This is a genomic window from Pseudomonas ficuserectae (genome assembly GCF_024584585.1).
GTDB lineage: Bacteria > Pseudomonadota > Gammaproteobacteria > Pseudomonadales > Pseudomonadaceae > Aquipseudomonas > Aquipseudomonas amygdali.
In genome coordinates this window covers 4550628-4565974 of the sequence record NZ_CP085684.1, presented here as the reverse complement: position 1 = coordinate 4565974, position 15347 = coordinate 4550628, and the positions used below count along the sequence as shown (strand labels likewise).

Genomic DNA, 15347 nt, shown 5'->3' with positions numbered 1-15347 from the left:
CCAGATAGAGGTGTCTGATGACCAAACAACGCCGTACCTTTTCCGTTGAATTCAAACGCGAGGCCGCAGGCCTCGTGCTCGATCAAGGCTATAGCCATATCGAAGCCTCCCGCTCGCTTGGGGTGGTCGAATCTGCGCTGCGTCGCTGGGTCAACCAGCTTCAACAAGAGCGCAACGGTGTCACTCCACAGAGCAAAGCCCTCACGCCCGAGCAGCAAAAAATCCAGGAGCTCGAAGCCCGGATCGCCCGTCTTGAGCGGGAGAAATCCATTTTAAAAAAGGCCACCGCGCTCTTGATGTCGGAAGAGCACGAGCGCATGCGCTGATTGATCAGCTCAGTGTCCATGAGCCAATCGAATTGCTGTGCGAAGTGTTCGAGGTACCTCGCTCGTGCTACTACAACCATTGCCTGCGGCGTCGGTCTCCAGACGCCGAGCGGGTTCGTTTACTTAGCCGAGTCAATGAGCTGTTCGGGCAAAGTCGAGGCGCTGCCGGCAGCCGCAGTATCGTGTCGATGATGCAGGCGGATGGCGAGCAAATCGGTCGGTTCAAGGTGCGTAGCTTGATGCGGGAGCTGGGATTAATCAGCAAGCAACCAGGCTCGCATGCTTATAAAAAAGCAACAGTGGAGCGGCCTGACATTCCGAACATTTTGAATCGGGAGTTCGATGTACCCGCGCCCAATCAGGTCTGGTGTGGCGACATCACCTACATCTGGGCGCAAGGAAAATGGCATTACCTGGCGGTGGTTATGGATCTTTACGCGCGTCGGGTGGTGGGCTGGGCGTTTTCGAACAAACCGGATACGGACTTGGTGATCAAGGCGCTGGACATGGCTTATGAGCAACGCGGCAAGCCTCAGGGCCTGCTGTTTCATTCCGACCAGGGCGTCCAATACGGGAGCCGACAGTTTCGCCAGCGGCTTTGGCGATACCGCATACGCCAGAGCATGAGCCGCCGGGGTAATTGCTACGACAACTCGCCGATGGAGCGTGTGTTCCGCAGCTTGAAAACTGAGTGGATACCGACCGTGGGCTACATGACGGTCCAAGAGGCTCAGCGGGATATCAGTCATTACCTGATGCATCGTTACAACTGGATTCGGCCACACCAGTTCAATGATGGAATGGCGCCCGCTCAGTACGAGAAAAACCTTAACGTCGTGTCCGGGATCAGTTGACCACTACAGACCGAGCTCGTCGTTTCTGCCGTGCTGACCGCAGCTTTGATTGTGATCGGAATGGTGTTGCAAGCGCGCGATAAACCATAGCTGTAGTGTTCCTCCCAAGCTGAAAGGTTAATCGCTGCTCCTCCCTTCTTTGCCCGTCTCAGAACGGGCTATTTTTGTAGCTGGAATTTTGGTTTCTGCGCATTAGTATTCAGGAGCTACTGCACCTTGTCCTAGCCAACCGAAGACTGCTGAGAGCGTTTCTTGATAACGTGATCGTTTAAATTACTGCACCAAAGGAAACTCTGAAAAAGACTTCCTAATTTGGCAAAATCTCCGGACACCAGTCGCCGAGCTTTTCGATGATGAAACAGATGACCTTCGCCGACGCCGAGTATGCCGGCAAGCGCAAGCAGACCCGTAAGGAATTGTTCCTGATCGAGATGGATCAGGTGGTGCCCTGGAAAGGTTTGATTGCCCTGATTGAGCCCTATTATCCAAAAGGAGAAGGTGGCCGGCCCGCCTACCCACTGATGGCGATGCTGCGTGTTCATCTGATGCAGAACTGGTTCGGCTACAGCGATCCGGCGATGGAAGAAGCGCTGTATGAGACGACCATCCTGCGTCAGTTTTCAGGCCTGAGCCTGGAGCGAATTCCAGACGAAACCACCATTCTCAACTTCCGTCGTCTGCTGGAAAAGCACGAGTTGGCGACCGGGATTCTCGGCGTAATTAATGGTTATCTGGGCGACCGTGGCTTGTCGTTGCGTCAAGGCACCATCGTCGATGCCACGCTGATTCACGCGCCCAGTTCGACCAAGAACAAGGATGGCAAACGCGATCCTGAGATGCATCAAACCAAGAAAGGTAACCAGTACTATTTCGGCGCCAAGGCTCACATCGGCGCCGACGACGAGTCAGGCCTGGTGCACAGCGTGGTAGTAACAGCGGCCAATGTGGCAGACGTCACGCAGGTTGCCAAACTGCTGCACGGCGAGGAAAACGTAGTCTGCGCCGACGCAGGTTACACCGGGGTCGAGAAGCGCGAAGAACACGCTGGGCGCAAGGTCATTTGGCAGATTGCCGCCCGCCGCAGCACTTACAAAAAGCACGGAAAACGCAGTATTTTGTACAAGGCGATCCGCAAAATCGAGAAGGCCAAGGCCCAGGTTCGCGCCAAGGTCGAGCATCCGTTTCGGGTCATCAAACGCCAGTTTGGCTATGAAAAAGTGCGCTTTCGGGGCTTGGCCAAGAACACCGCGCAGATGGTGACGTTGTTCGCCCTGTCAAACCTGTGGATGGCCCGTCGACATTTGTTGGCGAGCGCAGGAGAGGTGCGCGTGTAATGCAGGAAATGGTTACCGCAAAAGGCTTTGCAGCGGCCGAAAGAGCTAAAAAGCGAAGATAATTGAGCAAATTTCGACATGCATCGTTTTTTGAAAAGTGCTGAGGACTCGGTAGCCGGAAAACATCCGGCTACTTCAGACCTTCCCTAGGTCTTGGCATTTACCTCCACTTTCGATGTGGCTCAACCTATGGTTCTTAGCTACTCGCCCTATTCCGCATTCCTTTATAGCCGCTATGTTATGTCGATGTTGTAGTCTCGCTGTCGGGTGAGGACCGTTTTAAGGCCTGATCGGTGTCTAAGTGTCTTTGAGGAGGTGCCTTGCCAGTGTGAGGAGCCTATTGAAGCACTTGCTACAGCCCAGTTCGTTGTGCCTTTTCGGTGGTGGTATACAGCATAAGGGCGCGCAGTGTCGTGGCTGTCAAGGAAGCTGTTGTGGATGTCTGTCTATCAGTAGGAACTCACAAATCGTTAAATTTGTCTTTCACTCACGCGTAGTTCTGCACTTTGACGGTGTGCAGGGTGATGTCCACCACGTCGCCATCTGCGCCCACTTGTGGCATTTCGATCCAGTCGCCGACGCGCAGCATGTCGTTGCTGGTCAGCTGCACACTGGCGACGAAGGAGAGCAGGGTGTCCTTGTAGACCAACAGGATGACCGCCGACATGGCGCCAAGGCCGGACAGCAGTAGCAGGGGCGAACGGTCGATCAGGGTGGCGACGATGATGATCGCGGCGAAGACGTAGAGGATCATCTTCGACAGTTGCACGTAACCCTTGATGGAGCGCGTGCGGGCGTGTTCGGTGCGCGCGTAGATGTCCAGCAGGGCGTTGGGCAGGGCACCGATGGCCAGGGTCATGAACAGGATGGTGAAGGCCATGGCTATATTGCCAATGACGTTTCTGCCTGCCGCACTCAGGCCCGGGACCAGGGTCAGTCCGAACTGGATGACCAGCGACGGTACCATCTGCGCCAGTCGGTGAAAGACCTTATTGTGGCGGAAGTCGTTGACCCAGTGCAGGGACGGCTGACGGCCGAGCATCTTCACTGCGTACAGCACCAGAAAGCGCGCGACACGACCAAGTACCAGCGCGGCGGTCAGCAACAGGACCAGTGCCAGCCCGGTACGTACCCACGGGTGCTGGTCGAGCATGTCCCAGAGTTCCTGGGTCTTGAGCCAACGCGAGTGAATATCCATAAAAGCATCGGGCCCGTTGAGCGAAGAGGGGCGTGATTAAAACATTTACCGGGTCGGACGGGGCGGCCCGTCAGCACAAAGTGCACGTTGGGCAATGATTTCAAATTGTATCGATTGCTGAAGTAGACTCATCGCTCATTATCAAAGGAGTTGCGTCTTGCACCTATCCATCGTTCAACGCTGTGCGTCACGCCTTGGGTTGCAGGCCTTGTGGGTACTGGTCGGTCTGGCCTCGTCGGCAATGGTCAGTGCCGCCGGTGCGCTACCGACCTACGGTGACATGGATGCAGCAGGCTTTGCGGGTGCCCCGCGGGAGAACTATGTCCTGCAGGACTTTTCCGATAAATACCGTGCGACGCTGGATATTTCTGCCAAGGACGATGTGTTTCGTCCCGGCGTCATCAACGTGTACGACAAGGCCAGCGGTGCGGCTTTGATCCGCGTGCAGTCCGATGAGCTTGTGCTTGGCACTGACCCGAAAACCGGCGAGGTCAAAACCAACGTGCACGAGTTGCCCTATGGCGAACAGAGCGTGCTGATCTATCAGGATTTCAACTTCGATGGCATTAAGGACCTGGCCTTGATGGACGGGCAGAACAGCTGCTATCACGGCCCCTCGTATCAGGTCTTTCTTGGCACTGCCGATGGTTTCCGGCACAGCGATTCGTTTACCGAACTGGCGCAAAACAACTGCGGCCTGTTCAGCGTGGATGAGAAAGCCCGCAAGATCGAGACCATGACCAAAAGTGGTTGCTGCTGGCACCAGATGTCCACTTACAGCATCCATAACGGTGAGCCGGTTCTGGAGACGCAAACAGTCATTGAACACACCGGCGGGTCGGGGCTGCCGACTGAAACAGTCAGTCGCAACCAGAATGGCAAGATGACGCACACCACCAGCATCGTCTGGGAAGAAGACCAGCAGCGTGAGATTCTTCTGTTGTTCAGGCTCGCGCCGTCCGGCAAGCGCATTGTGTTGTTTCGCTCGGGGGCCGCAAGCCCGGTCTTCTACGCGGCCGTGGACAGCAAGAATCTGGTCGGGCTGGTGTATCCCCAGGCCGAAGGTGAGCAATTGAAGTACGACGACACTACTCACACATTGAGCTTCGTGCGCGGTGACACGACTTACCGCATTGTGGGCGACGCACAGGGTGCGCCAACCGGCATGCAAGTGATTGTGCGCGGCAAAACCACCGAACTTAAACTGCTCGCCGAGCCTGCCGAAGGCTCGCTGAACAAGGTCGCAGAGGCTATCAAGGCTGCGCAGTAACAGGCCGCGAAGTGCTAGCCGCGATACCTCACCGCCTCGACAAATGCACTGAACGCCGGTGACGCCTGTTGCCCGTCCTGAATACTTCAAAAGGCCCTGCAACAGCAGGGCCTTTTTCGTCGTCAGCCTTTTGCGACTTCAAATTTGACCGCCACTGCACCCTGGTGACAGAAACTGTCCCTCTCCCCACTTACCATGGCACAGACAAGGCAAAGCCCTTGATGAGCGCTTGACGCAGCGGAGACTGTCGTTGCCTTGGCAATTGAATCAGTAGCTGATTGAGGAGATCACCATGTCCAGTGTTGAGCCGCTTGATCCGTCGTTTCCATTAAGCCAACAAATGGGAATCGATGCTGCCCCCATTGTGTTAGTCAACGTCTGCACGATGTCAGCTGAGGACAAAGCAGCCTTTCTCATCGCGTGGGCAACTGACGCTGCGTTCATGAAAAAACAGCCTGGCTTCATCTCGACGCAGCTACATCGCGCCTTGGGAGACAGCCCAACGTATCTCAACTACGCAGTGTTCGAGTCTGCGCAGTCCTGGCGCACTGCTTTCAAACACCCCGATTTCCGCGAGATCACCAAGGCCCATCCGCCATCGGCGGTATTTCGCCCGCATCTGTTTCAAAAAGTCGCTGTAGCGAATTTATGCACAGCCTAACGACGGGAATTCCACTCCCGACAGTTATTGACGCAGTAAGAGGACTACTTATGAAAGCCGTTCAGTTCAACGAATATGGTGGCACCGATGTATTGAAGATCGTCGACATAGATCCTCCGCACGCTGGGCCGGGTGAGGTGCGCATTAAAGTGCAGGCGGTCGGTGTCAATCCCATCGATTGGAAAATACGCGCGGGGTATGTTCATGACTTCATGCCCGTTACCTTTCCTGCCGGGGTCGGCTCAGAGGCGGCAGGCATCATCGATGAGGTCGGTGAGGGTGTTTCAGGATTTGCGGTCGGTGACGTCGTTTTTGGCTACGGACGAAATACTTTGGCGGAACAGGCCGTCCTGAGAAGTTGGGCGTCTGTGCCGCGCAACATGCCAATCGAGGTGGCAGGTGGTTTGCCTGTCATTGTTGAAACTGCGACCCGCATCCTCGATCACGTCAATCTCAAAGCTGGCGAAACACTCCTGATAACGGGCGCGGCAGGTGGTGTCGGGTCTGCCACCATCCAGATGGCACTGCATCTCGGTGCCATCGTGATCGGTACGGCGAGTGCTCCCAAGCATGAGTACCTTCGCAGCCTGGGCGCTGTGCCGACCACCTACGAACCCGGCCTGGCCGCCAGAGTCCAGGCCTTGGCACCCAACGGCGTCAATGCCGCGCTGGACCTGGCCGGAGCTGGCAGCGTGCCTGAACTGGTTGCCATTGTCGGCGATGCCAGTCGGGTCGTGTCCATTTCTGATGTGTCGGCCCCGCAGCATGGCGTGGTTTTCTCCGCGAAATCGCTCGACCATCCCGAGCGGGCGTTTAAAGAAGCGGCGCGCTTGTATGAGATGGGAGCCCTTGATTTGCGTATCGAGCAAACCTTTTCGCTCGGGGAAGTTGCCAATGCTCAAGCGATCAGCGCCGCCGGGCGCGTCACCGGCAAGCTCGTCATTACGCTGGCTTGATCAAAACACCGGGTCGCGGCCTGTGTCTGCAGGCCGTGACAGGTTTGAAGCTTCAAACGTGCGCTCCAGGCTGCGCTGCTCACAGTCGCAGTATTCAAAGTAGTCCTGATCTTTTTTATGAGAGCAAGCCAGTAGGGGAGTTGCTGTAATGAACGTGAGCGCAAAGACTGTACTGATCACCGGCGGTACCCGCGGTATAGGCCTTGAACTCGCCCGCCGCTTTCTGGCCATGGGAAACGTGGTCATCGTTACAGGGCGTGACGAGGCAGGATTACAGGCAGCCCAGCGCGAGTTGCCGGATGTAAAGGCAATACGCAGCGACGTCGGTCGACCAGAGGACATCGTGAGGTTACATGAGCAACTGATGCAGGAATTTCCGACGCTGGATATTCTGGTGAACAATGCGGGCATCATGCGCAACATCGAACTTTCCGAACCCCGCTCGCTGGATGATGTAGCGCTTGAAGTCGACGTTGACCTGAATGGCCCCATTCGAATGGTGCAGCAGTTTCTCCCGCACCTTCTCAGTCGGCCCCAGGCAATGATCGTCAACATTACTTCCGGACTGGCGTTCGTTCCCTTTACTGCATCCCCGGTCTACAGCGCCGCGAAAGCCGGGTTACATGCCTACACTCGCGCATTGCGCGTGCAATTAAAAAACACCTCGCTCAAAGTGATCGAAATTGCTCCGCCGGGTACCGACACAGCGCTATTCAATAACCTGACAAGTGAGCACGCTGCCAAAGGCCCGCCACCGATGCCCCTCGCCAAGCTGGCAGATCAGGCAATGGCAGGTATCGCAGCAGGTAAGACCGAGATTCGCCCAGGCTTGAGCCAGATGCTTTATTTGCTGAGTCGCATCGCGCCGGAGTTCGGGTTGCGGCAATTGGCCAAGGCAGCGGGATACTGAGCGCGCGGATCCGGGCAGATCGAAAAGCTGACCGATGAAACAGTGCCGCTGTTTCTGCTCATGCGGGGCAGGGCAGAGTGTTGCGAGTGCAGCGGGTGTATCAGCAGGTCTCGCCCCGGACGTTGCAAGGCAGAATCTCCAGTGCTCGCCACTCCTTGATAAGTTGGCGGCGGTTGCGCGTGTAGCGTTCAGTCAGGACTTGCGCCTGCGCGATGTCATCCATGTCGATTACCCGGTAGCGACTGTCGCCCTCACACCAGGCCGCCAAATGACGCCTGGACTCGATGAAGCCGAGCATGATCGGCCAGATGACCTGCGGGTCCTTGGGCGCGTGCTCTATCGAAAGTGTGATGCTCAGCTTGCACTGGTCGCGCAGCGCACGACGGATCTCACTCAGGTCGATGGTCGTTGCGACGCTGAGCGGTTTGCTGATGTAGAACGTTTCGTCTTCCAGTGTCGGGCGCATCTCTACAGGCAAAACGGCGCTGATTTTGGCCAGGGCATTTTTTACGGCGAAGGCGAACTTGTCGTCCGTCTGGCGACTGACCCATTGCGCACCGATCATCAGCGCCTGCACTTCTTCTTCCGTGAACGACAATGGAGGCAATAGAAAACCGGGCTTGAGGATGTACCCCAGGCCCGGCTCGCCGTCGATATCAGCACCCATGCCTTGCAGGGTCGCAACATCGCGGCGGATGGTACGCAGTGAAACGCCCAGTTCCTGCGCAAGAGACGCGCCTGATACCGTTCTGCGATGCCGACGAAGCGCTTGCATCAATTCAAACAAACGATGACTTCTGGCCATGCCTACTCCATCGCGATAACACCTTTGCCACCGAGCTTGCGACCTTTCTCAAGTTCGTTGATCAGTGTGATTGCGCTGCTCAAGGTAACCACTTCACCCACCGGGATCTTGAAGGTGCCCCTGCTGGCGGCTTCGGCCAGCTTATCCAGAATCTCGACGCGTGGCGAACCTATGATTGGCTTGAGCCTGCGATCGAAGAGGGCGCGTATGAACTTGCCGGGGCCAGGATTCAGGTCAGAAATACCCGGCCTGGTCGAAATCCGCGGCACTGCGAATCCGCTGCATCAGTCATCTCCCCCCGGTGAGTGTGGAAGTGACAGTACACAGCGACAGGGACAGTTTTTGTCACCATGATTAGCCAGGGCAGCCCGTATCAACTCGCTATGCGCCGCCCCCGCAACGCGCTCAAACATTCACGCCCGGCGTCCTCGGCCGTTTGCAGCACTGTCTGGCTGCTGTCCTCGGTGATCCAGGTCAGCACCCGCACCTGACCCGTAGCCTGGCTACCGCCGTGCATGCGATTCAGGGTTTCACGTTGCTTGAGCATGGCTTTCATGCGCGTGGCCAGCAGAAAGATGTCGTCAATGAAACCGTCTTCGACGTTGTCGTGATGCTCGATGCCAAGCCCCGTGGCGTCGTGGTCGATACGCAGGTGGTAGTGCATGGCCCCGGTTGCATCCTCGCTGCCGAACAGCGCGATGACGAAGCCTTTGCCCAGCAGTGAGCGCAGGGCGTGCTGGATGATTTCCTGCACATCGGGGGTGATCTGTCTGACTTCGCGGCTCATGTAACGACTCCTGACCTGATGAGTAGTGCAGGCAGTATTCAACGACGGGATGTAAAGCGCGGTCCGGGCCAGGTAATGCTGGGTAAAGACCGCCTGATTCATGCTTAAAAGGTCAGTGTTTCAGAAGGTCTGGCCCAGCGAGAACTGGAACACTTGGGTCTCGGCGTCTTCGGGCTTTTTGATCGGCACGGCGAGGTCGAAGCTCAGGGGGCCGAGCGGCGAGTACTAGGTCACGCCGACGCCGACCGAGCTGGCCATCTGGTCGATATTGATGTTGCCGCAGTTCTGCGTGGTGCTCAGGTAGCACTTGTCGGCGTAGACCGTGCCGAAGTCCCAGAACAGCGAGGTGCGCAGGGATTTCTGGTCTTTGACGAAAGGCATCGGGAACAGGTATTCCATGCCACCGGTGATCAGGATGTTGCCGCCCAGCGCTTCTGTGTCGCGGTCCGAGTAGTAAATCTGCCCTTGACTGGCGTAGGTGCCGGTCGACGGGGTATTGCGTGGTCCCAGCGTGCCGTCCTTGAAGCCGCGCACGGTAGCCTGGCCGCCCGCCGTATAGTTTTCGTAGAACGGCAGGCCGTCGGTTTCGCCGTAACCGTTGCCGTAGCCCAGTTTGGTATGCAGGCGCAGCGAGGTGGTGTCGCTGAGCGGCAGGAAGGTCTGGCCGTTGTAGTCGAGTTTGTAGAACTGCAGGTCACTGCCCGGCACGGTGCTGGTCAGGGTCAGGCTTTGTGAATGGCCGCGAGTGGCCAGCACGCCTTTGTTGAGGGTCGATTCCGACCAGCCGACACTGGCCTTGAGGTTGGTGAATGACGAGCCCTCACGCTCGATGAAGTCATAGATCTCGTCGGCGCTGTAGCTGCCGGGGTCGAGGGTGTCGTGCTGGATCGACAAACCGTAGGTCAGGCGCGAGGTTTCGCTGATCGGGTAGCCGAGGTTGACCCCCGCACCGACGCTGTTGAGCGAGTAGTAGGACACCTCGTCGTCATCGTCGTAATACTTGCTGTAATCAGTGGCGTTATAGAAAACGTTGTAGCCCAGGCTCACACCGTCAGGCGTGAAGTATGGGTTGGTGAATGCAAAGTTGTACTTGGTCTGGTACTCGGAGCGCGTCATGCCAAGGCTGGCGAAGTTGCCGGTGCCGAGGATGTTGTTCTGCGAGATGGAGCCACCCAGTATCAGCCCGGCGCTTTGGGCAAAGCCTACGCTGGCGGTGATGTTGCCCGAGGCCTGTTCTTCGACGGCGTAGTTGATGTCCACTTGATCGTCGGTGCCGGGGACCGCTGGCGTTTCGACGTTCACTTCCTTGAAGAAACCGAGACGCTCCAGGCGCACCTTCGACTGGTCGATCAGGTAGGTCGACGCCCAGCCGCCTTCCATCTGACGCATTTCACGGCGCAGCACCTCATCGGCGGTCTTGGTGTTGCCGCGAAAGTTGATGCGGTTGGCGTAGGCGCGCTTGCCGGGGTCGACCACGAAACTGATATCGACGGTGTGATTGGCCTCGTTGGCTTTCGGCACGCCATTGACGTTGGCGAATGTGTAGCCATCGTTGCCCAGGCGGCGGGTGATCAGATTGGTGGTATCGGTCATGACCTTGCGTGAAAACACCTGGCCCGGTTTGACCAGAATCAGTTGTTCGAGCTGATCCTGCGGCACTTTCAGGTCGCCGCCCAGCTTGACGCTGCCCACTGTGTATCGGTCGCCTTCGGTGATGTTGACGGTAATGAACACGCCTTTCTTGTCAGGTGTCAGCGATACCTGCGTCGAGTTGATATCCATGTTGATGTAGCCGCGGTCCAGATACCACGAACGCAAGCGTTCCAGGTCACCGGAGAGTTTTTCGCGGGCGTACTTGTCATCGTTCTTGAAAAACGACAGCCAGTTACTGGTCTTGAGCTGAAACTGGTCGGCCAGCTCCTCATCTGAAAACACCGTATTGCCGACCACATTGATGTGCTGGATAGACGCCACGGTGCCTTCATCAATGGTTATTTTCAGCGCGATGCGGTTGCGCGGCGCAGGTAACGCTTCGGTATCGACTGAGGCACTATAGCGGCCTTGAGAGACGTATTGACGTTGCAGTTCATTGCGCACGCCTTCCAGGGTAGCGCGCTTGAAGATTTCACCTTCACTGAGGCCCGACTGCTTCAGCCCTTTCATCAGGTCGTCGGTGCTGATTGCCTTGTTGCCGATAATCTCGATGCTGGCGATGGACGGGCGTTCGACGACATTGATCACCAGCACGTTGCCGTCGCGGGCAACGTTGATGTCTTGAAAGAAACCGGTCTTGAACAGTGAGCGCGACGCGTCGGCCAGACGCTGTTCATCGGCCTGATCGCCGACATTGAGCGGCAGCGCAGCGAATACGCTGCCGGCAGACACGCGTTGCAGGCCGTTGACGCGGATGTCCGAGATGGAAAAAATGTCGGCGTGTACCAGCGGGACGCTGAATAACAGGCAGAACGATAGAAGCAGACGCGAAGAAATCATCAAACCCTTTCCAGAAAGCGGCGACAAAGGCATTTGAGCGCTGCCGATGACACGCCAGAAAGGGCCGGTCCGGCAGGCGCTGTTGGCTGCGCAGCATAGGGGGAGGGCATGTTGGGGACGGTTAACGCGGTGTAAGGTTAGGTAAAGATCATCAGGCCTGGCTGACACGCTGCAGCGGCGCCGGGATAATCGGCAACCACCAATCAAGGGCCTGCCATGACTCGCGTATTGCTTGTCGACGATGATCGGGAACTGACCGAAATGCTCAGCCAGTACCTGACCCGTGAAAGCTTCACTGTGACCTGCACCAACAGTGCGGAAGAAGGGGAAATCGAGGCGCTGTCCGGTCGTCACGACATTGTTGTGCTCGACATCATGATGCCGCGCATGTCCGGAATCGAAGTGCTTCGGCGCATCCGCGCGCAAAGCCAGGTGCCGGTGATTCTGCTGACGGCCCGTGGCGACAATATCGACCGTATTTCCGGGCTGGAGCTGGGTGCTGATGACTACGTGCCCAAGCCCAGTTCACCGGGCGAACTGGTGGCGCGTCTGCGGGCGATCATGCGCCGGGTGAGGGCGGTGCCGGTGGTCGAGACGGTCAGGGAGGTGATTCAGGCCGGTGACCTGACGCTCTGGCCGGGCAAACGTGAAGCGCGCTGGCAGGGCGTCACGCTGGAGCTGACCGGCAACGAATTCTGCCTGCTGGAGGAGCTGGCGCGTCATGCCGGGCAACTGGTCAGCAAGCAGAATCTGTCGATGAACGCGCTGGGACGGCCGCTGGCCCGCTACGATCGCAGTATCGACGTGCACATCAGCAGCATTCGCCACAAGCTCGGCCCGCGCAACGATAACCAGAGCTGGATACAGAGCGTGCGCAATCTGGGCTACCTGTTGATTACGCCATGAGGCCGAGCCGGTTGTTCTGGAAGCTGTTTCTGGCGTTCTGGCTGGCGACCAGCCTGACGTTCATGGTCGGTGCGGGCTTGTTCATGCTGTCCCGGTCAGGACCGGGCGACCCCTCGTTCAGCACCGTGTTCGACAACGAAGTGCGCATGCTTCAGCAGTCGGGCATTCCCGCAGGGCAGGCGTTGCTCGATGCCTGGCAGCCTGACGGGCAGGACCGGGTCGGGCTGTACGATGAAAAGGGCCGGTTGCTGGCGGGCAAGCCGGTAGATAATCCGCGTTTCGAAATGGCCGTGCACACAAGGGAAGGCACAGTCGTAAACATCAGGGCCACCCAACGGCCCAACCACGAAGATCGGCCTTCCCACCTTAACCCACTGATCACCGGCACCTTCATGAGTGCGCTGTTCAGCTGGTTCCTCAGCGCCTATCTGGTGGCACCGCTGATTAAGTTGCGTGAGGCGATGGGCAAGGTCGCCAGAGGCCGATTCGACACACGGGTGAAACCTGATATGGGCCGCCGGCGCGATGAAATCGTCGACCTCGCCGAGGACTGCGACCGTATGGCCAATCAGCTCAAAGTCATGGCCGACTCTCAGCAGCAACTATTGCATGACATTTCCCATGAGCTGCGTTCACCGCTGACCCGCATGAGCGCCGCCATTGGCCTGTTGCGCCAGGCGCCGACGCAACTGGACATGCTCGAGCGGATCGAGCGCGAGTCGGAACGGATGGACGCACTCATCGAGGAGCTGCTGACCCTGGCGCGCATGCAGAGCGATGCCGAAAGCCTGGAGCGAGAGACGGTCGATGTCATCAGCCTGCTGGCCGCCATCGTCGAGGATGCCGCGTTCGAGGCTGGCCTGAAACAGTGTCGGGTCAGGCTGCAGGCCCCCGAACCTTTTGTGGCACAGGTCGACAGCGAATTGCTTTACCGGGCATTCGAAAACGTGATCCGCAACGCGGTTCGCCACACGGCGGTGGGCACTGATGTGGTGGTGGTTGCCAATGTTCAGGCGCAGCCGCCGTGCTTGACGGTCAATGTCATTGATCAGGGGCCGGGCGTGGATGACGATTGCCTGCAACGTATTTTTCAGCCTTTTGAGCGTGGCCCCGACAATACCGCGCAAGGCTTCGGTCTGGGCCTGGCCATCGCGCTGCGTGCCGTTGAAATGCACGGTGGCCAGATTGCTGCGCGCAATCGGCCGGGCGGTGGGTTGGTGGTGGATATTGTGCTGCCGGTGTGCTGAGGCGTGCTGGTTGATCACCTTCAGCGGTTCGATTGTGCTGCTTGCGGCGGTGCTTCACCGGGCAATTCATAAACAAAATCGACCTTTGGTGGTAAAGAAACTCGGCCCCGGCGCTCGAAACCGTTACGCTATGCAGCTGTATTTTTGTTTTTCGTCGAGGTAGCACCCGTGTTTTCCGAATTCGCCCTGCACGAACGCCTGCTTAAAGCTGTGGCCGAGCTTAAATTTGTCGAGCCTACGCCCGTGCAGGCGGCCGCCATTCCGCTCGCACTGCAAGGGCGTGACCTGCGGGTGACAGCGCAAACCGGTAGCGGCAAGACCGCGGCATTTGTGCTGCCGATCCTCAACCGTCTGATCGGCCCGGCCAAGGTTCGCGTCGACATCCGTGCGGTGATCCTGCTGCCGACCCGTGAGCTGGCTCAGCAGACGCTCAAGGAAGTCGAGCGCTTCTCGCAGTTCACATTCGTCAAGGCCGGTTTGATCACCGGTGGCGAGGACTTCAAGGTTCAGGCCGCGATGCTGCGCAAGGTGCCGGACATTCTGATCGGCACGCCGGGTCGTCTGCTGGAGCAGTTGAACGCAGGCAACCTGGACCTCAAGCACGTTGAAGTGCTGGTGCTGGACGAAGCCGACCGCATGCTGGACATGGGCTTCTCTGAAGACGTCGAGCGTCTGGCAGGCGAATGTGCCGGTCGTGAGCAGACCATGCTGTTCTCCGCGACCACCGGCGGCGCTGGCCTGCGGGAAATGATCGGCAAGGTGCTCAAGGATCCACAGCACCTGCAAGTGAACAGCGTCAGCGAACTGGCTTCCGGCACACGCCACCAGATCATCACTGCCGACCACAATGTGCACAAAGCGCAGGTCCTCAACTGGCTGCTGGCCAACGAGACTTACCAGAAAGCCATTATCTTCACCAATACCAAGGCTATGGCCGACCGTCTGTATGGCCGTCTGGTGGCGCTGGAATACAAGGCGTTCGTGCTGCACGGCGACAAGGACCAGAAGGACCGCAAGGCGGCCATCGACCGTCTGAAGCAGGGCGGTGCCAAGATCATGGTCGCGACCGATGTGGCGGCTCGCGGTCTTGATGTTGAAGGTCTGGACATGGTGATCAACTTCGACATGCCGCGCAGCGGTGACGATTACGTCCACCGCGTCGGTCGTACCGGCCGTGCGGGTAGCGACGGTCTGGCGATCTCGCTGATCTGTCATGGCGACTGGAACCTGATGTCGAGCGTCGAGCGCTACCTCAAGCAGAGCTTTGAGCGTCGTGTCATCAAGGAAGTCAAAGGCACCTACGGCGGGCCGAAGAAGGTCAAGGCATCGGGCAAGGCTGTAGGCGTGAAGAAGAAAAAGACTGACGCCAAGGGCGACAAGAAAAAGACAGCGGCCAAGGGGCCGACCAAGCGCAAGACGGTCAACCGTCCCAAGTCCGACCTGGTCAGCCAGGACGGCATGGCACCGCTGAAAAAACGCAGCACCCCGGCCCCGGCTGCCGAGTGATTGCCATGATCGCTCCCGCGCAGGCGGGAGCGGTCAGCTTCTCCTCTGTCTGCCACCTGTGCAGAACAACTCCCGTTATACCTTCCAGCAGCTT

The 15347-nt window shown here is 58.0% G+C and carries 11 protein-coding genes and 3 pseudogenes; 9 read left to right on the top strand and 5 right to left on the bottom strand.

From position 1 onward, the window contains the following. The first annotated feature begins 17 nt into the window (after window positions 1–17). Window positions 18–1180 (top strand): IS3 family transposase gene (locus LJU29_RS20165; RefSeq protein ID WP_122320854.1). Its coding sequence is split into 2 segments (ribosomal slippage): window positions 18–273 and window positions 273–1180, totalling 1164 coding nucleotides; the frame shifts between segments, so codons are not numbered across the junction. A 353-nt stretch (window positions 1181–1533) separates the two neighbouring features. Next, a complete protein-coding gene (locus tag LJU29_RS20160) occupies window positions 1534–2514 on the top strand; it encodes an IS5-like element ISPsy2 family transposase (protein WP_054078085.1) in 981 nt (326 codons plus the stop codon). 493 nt (window positions 2515–3007) lie between these two features. Here LJU29_RS20160 and LJU29_RS20155 read toward each other — a convergent pair. Next, window positions 3008–3712, bottom strand: a pseudogene (locus LJU29_RS20155) (mechanosensitive ion channel domain-containing protein); the annotation flags it as partial. A gap of 157 nt (window positions 3713–3869) precedes the next feature. On the opposite strand from LJU29_RS20155, the gene LJU29_RS20150 reads away from it, so the two are divergent. From LJU29_RS20150 to LJU29_RS20135, 4 genes are all read left to right on the top strand, one after another. Then, a complete protein-coding gene (locus LJU29_RS20150) occupies window positions 3870–4982 on the top strand; it encodes an XAC2610-related protein (RefSeq protein WP_005758729.1) in 1113 nt (370 codons plus the stop codon). Window positions 4983–5274: 292 nt separating this feature from the next. Then, window positions 5275–5643 (top strand): antibiotic biosynthesis monooxygenase family protein, encoded by a 369-nt coding sequence (locus tag LJU29_RS20145; RefSeq protein ID WP_005758728.1) that lies wholly within the window; start codon window positions 5275–5277, stop codon window positions 5641–5643. A gap of 50 nt (window positions 5644–5693) precedes the next feature. Continuing rightward, window positions 5694–6599 (top strand): NADP-dependent oxidoreductase, encoded by a 906-nt coding sequence (locus LJU29_RS20140; protein ID WP_054995518.1) that lies wholly within the window; start codon window positions 5694–5696, stop codon window positions 6597–6599. Between the two features lie 148 nt (window positions 6600–6747). Continuing rightward, on the top strand, window positions 6748–7509 hold the full coding sequence (locus LJU29_RS20135; RefSeq protein WP_054995517.1) for an SDR family oxidoreductase: 762 nt from the start codon (window positions 6748–6750) through the stop codon (window positions 7507–7509). Between the two features lie 100 nt (window positions 7510–7609). Here LJU29_RS20135 and LJU29_RS20130 read toward each other — a convergent pair whose 3' ends face one another. From LJU29_RS20130 to bamA, 4 genes and pseudogenes are all read right to left on the bottom strand, one after another. Next, complete coding sequence (locus LJU29_RS20130; RefSeq protein ID WP_005758723.1) at window positions 7610–8314, bottom strand: helix-turn-helix transcriptional regulator; 705 nt, start codon at window positions 8312–8314, stop codon at window positions 7610–7612. Between the two features lie 2 nt (window positions 8315–8316). Beyond that, window positions 8317–8550 (bottom strand): annotated as a pseudogene (locus tag LJU29_RS20125) (hypothetical protein); the annotation flags it as partial. 137 nt (window positions 8551–8687) lie between these two features. Beyond that, window positions 8688–9101, bottom strand: coding sequence for a hypothetical protein (locus LJU29_RS20120; protein WP_005758717.1), 414 nt, complete (start codon window positions 9099–9101; stop codon window positions 8688–8690). A 120-nt stretch (window positions 9102–9221) separates the two neighbouring features. Then, a pseudogene (gene bamA, locus LJU29_RS20115) lies at window positions 9222–11594 on the bottom strand (outer membrane protein assembly factor BamA). Window positions 11595–11810: 216 nt separating this feature from the next. Here bamA and LJU29_RS20110 point away from each other — a divergent pair. The 3 genes from LJU29_RS20110 to LJU29_RS20100 all read left to right on the top strand — a co-directional run bounded on the left by LJU29_RS20110 (window position 11811) and on the right by LJU29_RS20100 (window position 15253). Continuing rightward, on the top strand, window positions 11811–12500 hold the full coding sequence (locus LJU29_RS20110) for a response regulator transcription factor (RefSeq protein WP_002554410.1): 690 nt from the start codon (window positions 11811–11813) through the stop codon (window positions 12498–12500). 11 nt (window positions 12501–12511) lie between these two features. Beyond that, a complete protein-coding gene (locus LJU29_RS20105; RefSeq protein ID WP_257112802.1) occupies window positions 12512–13747 on the top strand; it encodes a HAMP domain-containing sensor histidine kinase in 1236 nt (411 codons plus the stop codon). A 168-nt stretch (window positions 13748–13915) separates the two neighbouring features. Next, the gene (locus LJU29_RS20100; RefSeq protein ID WP_257111115.1) at window positions 13916–15253 is read left to right on the top strand and encodes a DEAD/DEAH box helicase; all 1338 of its coding nucleotides are present in this window, start codon (window positions 13916–13918) and stop codon (window positions 15251–15253) included. Window positions 15254–15347: the final 94 nt, after the last annotated feature.

Bases quoted from the DNA above. Each gene is read 5' to 3' on its own strand.
- LJU29_RS20160 (WP_054078085.1), top strand. From the start codon at position 1,534: ATGAAACAGATGACCTTCGCCGACGCCGAGTATGCCGGCAAGCGCAAG.
- LJU29_RS20145 (WP_005758728.1), top strand. From the start codon at position 5,275: ATGTCCAGTGTTGAGCCGCTTGATCCGTCGTTTCCATTAAGCCAACAA.
- LJU29_RS20140 (WP_054995518.1), top strand. From the start codon at position 5,694: ATGAAAGCCGTTCAGTTCAACGAATATGGTGGCACCGATGTATTGAAG.
- LJU29_RS20135 (WP_054995517.1), top strand. From the start codon at position 6,748: ATGAACGTGAGCGCAAAGACTGTACTGATCACCGGCGGTACCCGCGGT.
- LJU29_RS20130 (WP_005758723.1), bottom strand. From the start codon at position 8,314: ATGGCCAGAAGTCATCGTTTGTTTGAATTGATGCAAGCGCTTCGTCGG.
- LJU29_RS20120 (WP_005758717.1), bottom strand. From the start codon at position 9,101: ATGAGCCGCGAAGTCAGACAGATCACCCCCGATGTGCAGGAAATCATC.
- LJU29_RS20110 (WP_002554410.1), top strand. From the start codon at position 11,811: ATGACTCGCGTATTGCTTGTCGACGATGATCGGGAACTGACCGAAATG.